4 protein-coding genes are annotated in these 7,895 nt (G+C 46.4%); 1 reads left to right on the top strand and 3 read right to left on the bottom strand.

Translation table 11 applies throughout. The annotated features are described in order from the left end of the window. Positions 1-513: 513 nt before the first annotated feature. Together HNR77_RS28875 and gyrA are read right to left on the bottom strand one after the other, a co-directional pair. A complete protein-coding gene (locus HNR77_RS28875) occupies positions 514-1,626 on the bottom strand; it encodes an HD-GYP domain-containing protein (RefSeq protein WP_184191382.1) in 1,113 nt (370 codons plus the stop codon). Between the two features lie 247 nt (positions 1,627-1,873). Beyond that, a complete protein-coding gene (gene gyrA, locus HNR77_RS28870; RefSeq protein ID WP_184191380.1) occupies positions 1,874-4,432 on the bottom strand; it encodes a DNA gyrase subunit A in 2,559 nt (852 codons plus the stop codon). A gap of 427 nt (positions 4,433-4,859) precedes the next feature. Between gyrA and HNR77_RS28865 the strand changes: the two genes are divergently transcribed. After that, the gene (locus tag HNR77_RS28865; protein WP_184191378.1) at positions 4,860-5,843 is read left to right on the top strand and encodes a YheC/YheD family protein; all 984 of its coding nucleotides are present in this window, start codon (positions 4,860-4,862) and stop codon (positions 5,841-5,843) included. A gap of 62 nt (positions 5,844-5,905) precedes the next feature. On the opposite strand, the gene gyrB is transcribed toward HNR77_RS28865, so the two are convergent. After that, entirely contained in the window at positions 5,906-7,816 is a 1,911-nt protein-coding gene (gene gyrB / locus HNR77_RS28860) for a DNA topoisomerase (ATP-hydrolyzing) subunit B (protein ID WP_184191377.1), read from the bottom strand. Positions 7,817-7,895: the final 79 nt, after the last annotated feature.

Raw genomic sequence — 7,895 nt, 5'->3', positions numbered from 1 at the left:
CCAGGATCAAACTCTCCAATAAAGTATTGAAAAGAGCGATTAGCTCATTTTGAATCTGACGAGATTAAAAATCTCATTGTTGTTCCAGTTTTCATACAGCCAGATGGCATGCACCAAAAACCTTCACATTCATTCTGCAAGCAGAATGATTACTCACTCGTTGTTCAGTTTTCAAAGATCAAACTTATTTTGTCACCATCGCTCGTTCGCTTCAGTAACTTTTATATCATACCATGTTCCGAACCAACTTTGCAAGCTCTTTTTTCAAGCTTCTTTCGAAGCTTTTTTGTAAGTTGCTTGCCGCACCGCGTAAACTGTGTTTTCTTGGCCGGAATTAGAATATACCATGTATATAATATGAATGCAAGTGTTATTTTTAAAATTAATCGAATACCTGATGCTGGAGAGCAATATATGATCTCATCATATCTCTTTTACTAAAAAATAACGTGACAAACATAAAACCTCCCCGTCTCTGAGGAGGCCTACAACCATTTCAACACTCGTTAGTTGCTAACCGAGCACTTCCTGGATATATAACTGTCTCTGCTGCATCAGATTAATGATCGTTCCCTCCACAGATACCATAGGGCGAGTCGGATGGTCACGATCGGAGAAAATAATCTCCCCAATCTGATTATTACTCAGTTTCACTCGAATGCCATTATGAATCTGGGTGGAACGCTGTACAAAAGTATTCACAATTGAAGGATCCAATTTACCGAAAGCCTCGCTTTGAATCTGATCCAGTACCAGATACGGGGACTGTGCCTTACGATAGATTCGTTCCAGTGTCATTGCATGGAAGATGTCCGCGATAGCTACAATTTTCGCATAGATATGAATCTGTGTGCCGGTAAGGTGCAACGGATAACCTGATCCATCTACTTTTTCATGATGCTGTAATGCTGCCAGTCTGGCTCCCTCATTAATTGCTTTAGCTTGTTTGAGTATCTGATAACCATACTTGGTGTGCTGTCTGATCTCTTCCTGCTCCTCCACAGTCAGAGACGAGGGTTTATGCAGAATCTGCGGATCAACTTTGTTATTGCCGATATCATGGAACAATCCTGCAAAGGCAACCTGCATCCAGTCTTTCGAAGGAAGGTCCACCCATTGAGCCAACTGATAAGAAGTAATGGCACTCAATACAGCATGATGGTAGATATAATCATGTTCTTTCATCACACGAGGGCTAAAGGTAAGCACATTATACTGCTTGAGGTGTACAAAGAGCGTCTCCAGCTGTGTTCTTAGCTCATAAACAGGCAGTTCAGCTGCCAGAGAGGAGAGGAAAGCTTTTTTGGTCATGGTAACCATCTTCTCGTATTCATCCTGCAGTGTACTCACGGGTGCTGAGACAAGTGTGCCAGTGCGTTCCCCACTCTTCTCTGCAACAGCTGCTGTCCCCGATGCTCCAGCCACCCCTTTTGAAGAACTGCTGCTTCCAGCCGCTACCTTCTCCTGTTCAATATCAATTTGATGAATCATAAAGGCTCTGAGAACTTCCACATCTTTGGGTAAAATGATTTTCCCCTTTTGCAGCAGCACATTGCCGCGCAATGTCTGCACATCACTGCCCAGTTTCAACCCAGGTTTCACTTCGGACAGAGCAATTAATCCCATACTGATTCCCCTCACTCATCGTTCTTCTTAAAGATGATGACAATACAAGACCATAGTCCCGGTTTCTCATGTTATTTCCCATTATATTACTCAGGAAACAGGCTGTACATCCTAGATTTTGGAGCCTGCCTTCATTTCGTTTCTCCATACCAAAAAGGCTCCCCAAAGGGAGCCCTTCCATATCTTGTTTTCAATCTTCTACATCTTGTTTTCGATCTTCTTCGCAATTTAGGACAAGATAATTATATTATTCTTCTGAACCTGAATCCTCACCTTGAACATCGGCCTCTCCTCCGGACGTCAACCCTTCTTCCAGCGCTGACTCTGAATCAGAGGATACTCCAGCTTCCGCTGCTTCAACGTTCTCTTCATCTGGTTCTTCTTCATTTTTATCAATTCGGCTAACGGTAGCAACAGCATCTTCCTCACGGATATGAATCAGCTTGACACCCTGTGTATAGCGACCCATCGTTGAGATGCCGTCCATGCTCATACGAATCAACGTACCGCTGGACGTAATGATCATGAGATCCTCTTCCGTTTTAACCATTTTGAGGCTAACCACAGCACCGTTTTTCTCGGTAACATTGATCGTTTTGATCCCTTTACCGCCACGAGTCTGCATACGATAGTCACTGACTGGTGTACGTTTACCGTATCCTTTGGCTGTAACGATCAATACATCCAGTTCAGCATCGACAACATCCATTCCGATAACTGCATCTTGATCATCTAGCGTGATACCTTTAACCCCGGTAGCACTACGTCCCATGGAACGAACATTGCCTTCCGAGAAACGAATGGACATTCCGTGAGCTGTACCCATGATAATCTCCTGCTGGCCATCTGTCAGCTTCACATCAATCAGACTGTCATCATCACGCAAGGAAATACCAATCAGACCACCCTTACGGATGTTTGTGTAATCCTCAAGTGGTGTTTTCTTCACTACACCTTGACGTGTCGCAAAGAACAGATACTTGTCGCTCTCGAATTCCTGCACCGGAATAACCGCATTGACGGACTCTCCCTGCTCAATCTGAATCAGATTGATAATTGGTGTCCCGCGCGCTGTACGTCCAAGCTCTGGAATCTCGTAAGCTTTCAGGCGATATACCTTACCTTTATCCGTGAAGAACATCAGGTAGTTGTGAGAATTGGTTACAAACAGATGCTCGACAAAGTCGGTATCCTTCGTATCCATCCCGACAACACCACGTCCTCCACGTTTCTGGCTGCGGTATGTCGATGCAGGCAAACGTTTCACGTAACCCGTATGTGTAATCGTAATGATAACCTCTTCACGTGGAATCAGGTCCTCATCAAGAATGCTTTCTTCACCCACAGTGATCTCGGTACGGCGATCGTCACCAAAACGCTCACGAATCTCTTGTAGCTCTGTACTGATAATCTCAAGCACAAGATGTTCATTAGCCAAAATTTCACGATATTCTCGAATTTTAACCATCAATTCGTTGTATTCGTTCTCGATCCGTTCGCGTTCCAAGCCTGTCAGACGTTGCAGACGCATATCCAGAATGGCCTGAGCCTGATCGTGGCTGAGTGAGAAGCGCTCAATCAAACCTTCTCTAGCGGCATCTGTATTGCTGGACGAACGAATCAAAGCAATGATCTCGTCGATATGATCCAGTGCAATACGCAAGCCTTCCAGAATATGGGCACGAGCCTCTGCTTTTTTCAGTTCAAACTGGGTACGTCTGCGAATAACCTCGATCTGGTGCTGAAGGTAGTGATACAACACTTCACGCAGATTCAGAATCTTCGGTTCTTTGTTCACAATCGCCAGCATGTTAATACCGAACGTGGACTGCATCGATGTATGCTTGTACAAGTTGTTCAGCACCACGCCAGGATTGACGTCCCGACGAAGCTCGATCACAATCCGCATACCGTTACGGTCAGATTCATCACGCAGATCCGTAATTCCGTCGATTTTTTTGTCACGTACCAGCTCAGCAATTTTCTCAACCAGTCTTGCCTTGTTCACCTGATACGGAAGCTCTGTAACGACGATGCGAGCTTTATTGTTGTTCTCTTCAATATTCGTTCTGGCACGCATCGTTACCGATCCGCGTCCAGTCTGGTAAGCCTGGCGAATGCCTGAACGTCCCAGAATATAACCCGATGTAGGGAAGTCCGGCCCCTGAATATAATCCATCAGTTCCATGGATGTAATATCCGGATTTTTGATCATCGCTTGTACGCCGTCAATAACCTCTCCCAGATTATGAGGAGGGATATTGGTAGCCATACCAACAGCGATACCGCCGACACCGTTAACAAGCAAGTTAGGAAAACGAGACGGCAGAACTACCGGTTCATTTTCTTCACCATCATAGTTCGGTTGGAAATCAATTGTATCCTTGTTGATATCCCTGAGCATTTCCATTGCGATTTTGGATAAACGCGCCTCGGTATAACGCATCGCTGCAGCCATGTCGCCATCAACTGAACCGAAGTTACCGTGTCCATCCACATGCATATAACGCAGGGAGAAATCTTGAGCCATCCGTACCATCGTCTCGTATACCGCAGAGTCACCGTGAGGGTGATACTTACCGATAACTTCGCCGACGATTCTGGCCGATTTTTTATGGGGTTTGTCAGGTGTCATACCAAGCTCCGACATTGCATACAGAATGCGCCGGTGAACCGGCTTCAATCCGTCACGCACATCAGGCAAGGCACGGCTCACAATGATGCTCATCGCATAATCCATAAACGATTCACGCATCTCGACGCCAATATCCCGATCTTTAATCTGCGAGTTCATTTCTTCCGCCATGCTGGACCTCCTTCTTGTCCTTTAACCAACGTTCCAAATCAATCATTTCGAAAAAAATAATATATGTGAAAAGCCTAACAAGGCTACAACCGCGCAAGAACGCTACTCTTTATTATATTACTTTCACAAAAGTTACACAATTAAACGTCTGCTGGGCAATAGCCTTTCTTCCAGGAACTTATGTGAGTCTGGGGATTAGCCCTGCCTTCCTCACCAAAACCACATACAATGCTAGAAAAGCGGCATATGCACTGTCTAATTTAAGGCTGGAGCCGTTCCCAGCTGGCAAACAAACTACAAGTTTAGCAGCCCACAGCACAAAACGCCATATTCCTCTATTATACCACTGAAATCGTCTCTTGTCCTTTGATTTTCTGCATGCAGCCTCTCAGACGAGCCGATCAAAACAAGAAAGGACTGATGCACATTGAGTATCCAGCGTGTCTCCAGCAAATGGGTCAAAACAACTGTCCTTCAGCGCAGTCGTCATGTGAATGAATATATACCCGTGACCCGAAAATACAGCCGGCAAACACTGGAACGGATGACCGAGCTGTTCCCGGCGAACTATATCAAACCGGACCGCGGAACGTATGGCAACGGCGTAATGCGTGTGAAGACAACACGGGTCACTCTGGCAGCTTCTGCACCTGAAGAAAAGGCAAACGAGACAAACGATGCTGAACTGTCTGAAGAATCAGAAGGTACAAAAGCTACAGAAACTACAGAAGCTAAACATTCCACCAATTCTGAACCATCCGAACCAGGCAAGCTTGAGCTTCTCACCTATCATCTCCAGCATGGAACAGAGGAGCAGGTCTTTCATTCTCTTGATGAACTGGAACAAGCAATAAACAAACGCATCCAGCAGCGTGACTATATCATTCAGCAGGGCATTCCTTTGATGAAACATGAAGATTTGCCTTTTGATCTGCGTGTATTAACTCAGAAGAACCTGCAGCATAACTGGGAAACGACAGGTATTCTGGGCCGACTCGCTGCACCAGGGAAAATCATCACAAACATTCACGGGGGAGGTAGGCTCGCCACGTTTGAAGAATTGGTACTCCCTCAGCTCAAAAAGGATCGATTCCAAAAGCTGCAGCATGAATTGTATCGGCTCGGGATTCATACCGCAGTTCAGCTGCAGAGCACCTTTCCCAGACTTAAGGAGATCGGCATTGATATTGCACTTGATGATCAAGGCCGCCCCTGGATTCTGGAGGTCAATACGCTGCCTGGCATCTACGCTTTTGGTCTGTTGCCTGACAAAGAGGCCTATCGCAAGATCAAACGTTATGCGATTGCTTATGGACGTCTGCCCGCTTCCAAGAAGAGTAAAACAAAAAAGAAAACTTCCAAAGTTTCAAAAGCGCAGGCTTCTGCCTTTAAACGACGGACTGCCAGATAAATAAGCGCATACCACTCATAATATAAAAAAGGCGCCCTCACAGGCGCCTCTTCGCAAATCCATTAAATATCGAGGTTTTTCACGTATTTTGCATTTTCCTGAATGAAATCACGACGAGGTTCAACGTTATCTCCCATCAATGTATCAAACATGGCATCAGCCAGCATCGCGTCGCTGATGGATACTTGCAGCATCGTGCGGCTTTCCGGGTCCATCGTTGTTTCCCACAGCTGTCCGGCATTCATCTCGCCCAGACCTTTGTAACGCTGGATGTTGTACTTGGCGTTCTCTCCCAGGGAAGCAATAATCTCGTCACGCTCTTTCTCCGAGCCCGCATAACGAATCACCTTGTTGCGCTCAATCTTGAAAAGTGGCGGCTGTGCGATATATACATAACCGGCCTCAATGATTTTGCGCATGTACCGATACAGGAAGGTCAGCAGCAGTGTTCGGATGTGAGCACCATCGACGTCGGCATCGGTCATCAGAATGATTTTGTGGTAACGTGCTTTGGAGATGTCGAAATCGTCCCCGATCCCTGTTCCCATCGCAGTGATAATTGCACGAATTTCAGCGTTACCGAGAATACGATCAAGACGTGCCTTTTCCACGTTCAGAATCTTACCACGCAGTGGCAAAATAGCCTGGAAGTGACGGTCACGCCCCTGTTTAGCAGAACCGCCGGCAGAGTCTCCTTCGACGATGTACAATTCGCTGATGGACGCATCCTTGGATGAACAGTCCGCCAGTTTACCTGGCAGGGAGCTGACTTCCAGCGCACCTTTACGGCGTGTCAACTCACGAGCTTTACGCGCCGCTTCACGGGCGCGAGCTGCCTGCAAACCTTTTTCCAAAATGCGACGGGATACGGAAGGATTCTCTTCCAGAAACTCCTGCAGCTTCTCTGCGAACAACGATTCTACAATACCACGCACTTCACTGTTTCCGAGCTTGGTTTTGGTCTGTCCTTCGAATTGCGGCTCAGGAATTTTGACCGAGATAATGGCCGTCAGACCTTCCCGCACATCGTCACCAGACAAGTTGCCGGTGCTATCTTTAATTACACCCGACTTGCGGGCATAGTCATTAATAATCCGTGTGAGCGCACTCTTGAAGCCGGATTCATGCGTTCCGCCCTCATGGGTGTTGATGTTGTTGGCAAAAGAATAAATATTCTCGGTATAGTTGTCATTGTACTGCAGTGCAACTTCTACCTGAATGTTATCCCGCGCACCTTCAACGTAGATTGGATTCTCGTGCAGCACCTCGCGCTTCTGATTCAGGAAGGATACATATTCGATGATCCCGCCTTCGTACATGAAGGAATTGGTTGCACCTGTACGCTCATCCGTCAGAGTCAGGCCAATGCCTTTGTTCAGAAAAGCCAGCTCGCGGACCCGTGTCAGCAACGTGTCGTAATCGTATACGGTCGTTTCTGTAAAGATTTCCGGGTCAGGATGGAATGTTACCGTTGTCCCCGTCTCATCTGTCGTACCAATGACTTTAAGATCATACTGCGGAACACCACGGCGATATTCCTGCTGATGGATATGACCGTCAACTTTAACTGTCACCACGACTTTCTCGGAAAGAGCGTTAACAACGGACACACCCACACCGTGCAAACCACCGGATACCTTGTAGCCGCCGCCGCCGAATTTACCCCCTGCATGGAGAACAGTCATAACTACTTCCAGAGCAGGGCGTTTCATTTTGGCATGTTCACCAACCGGAATCCCCCGTCCGTTGTCTACAACGGTAATACTGTTATCTTCGTGTATGGTAATCTCAATATGATCACAGTAACCCGCCAGCGCTTCATCGATACTGTTGTCCACTACTTCCCAGACCAGATGATGCAGTCCTTTTGCACTGGTGGAACCGATGTACATCCCCGGACGTTTACGTACGGCTTCCAGTCCTTCAAGAACCTGAATTTCATCTGCACCATATGAAGATTGATTCATAGACATGCCTTTCACCTACTTCTATAGATTCAATATCTTGAATATGCGTTAACTTAAAAATATAAGCAGCACCGAAGTTCTCTCT

It is taken from the genome of Paenibacillus sp. JGP012 (assembly GCF_014203995.1).
Lineage (GTDB): Bacteria > Bacillota > Bacilli > Paenibacillales > Paenibacillaceae > Paenibacillus > Paenibacillus silvae.
Note: the sequence above shows the minus strand (reverse complement) of the source record. Positions and strands in the feature narration are given on the sequence as shown.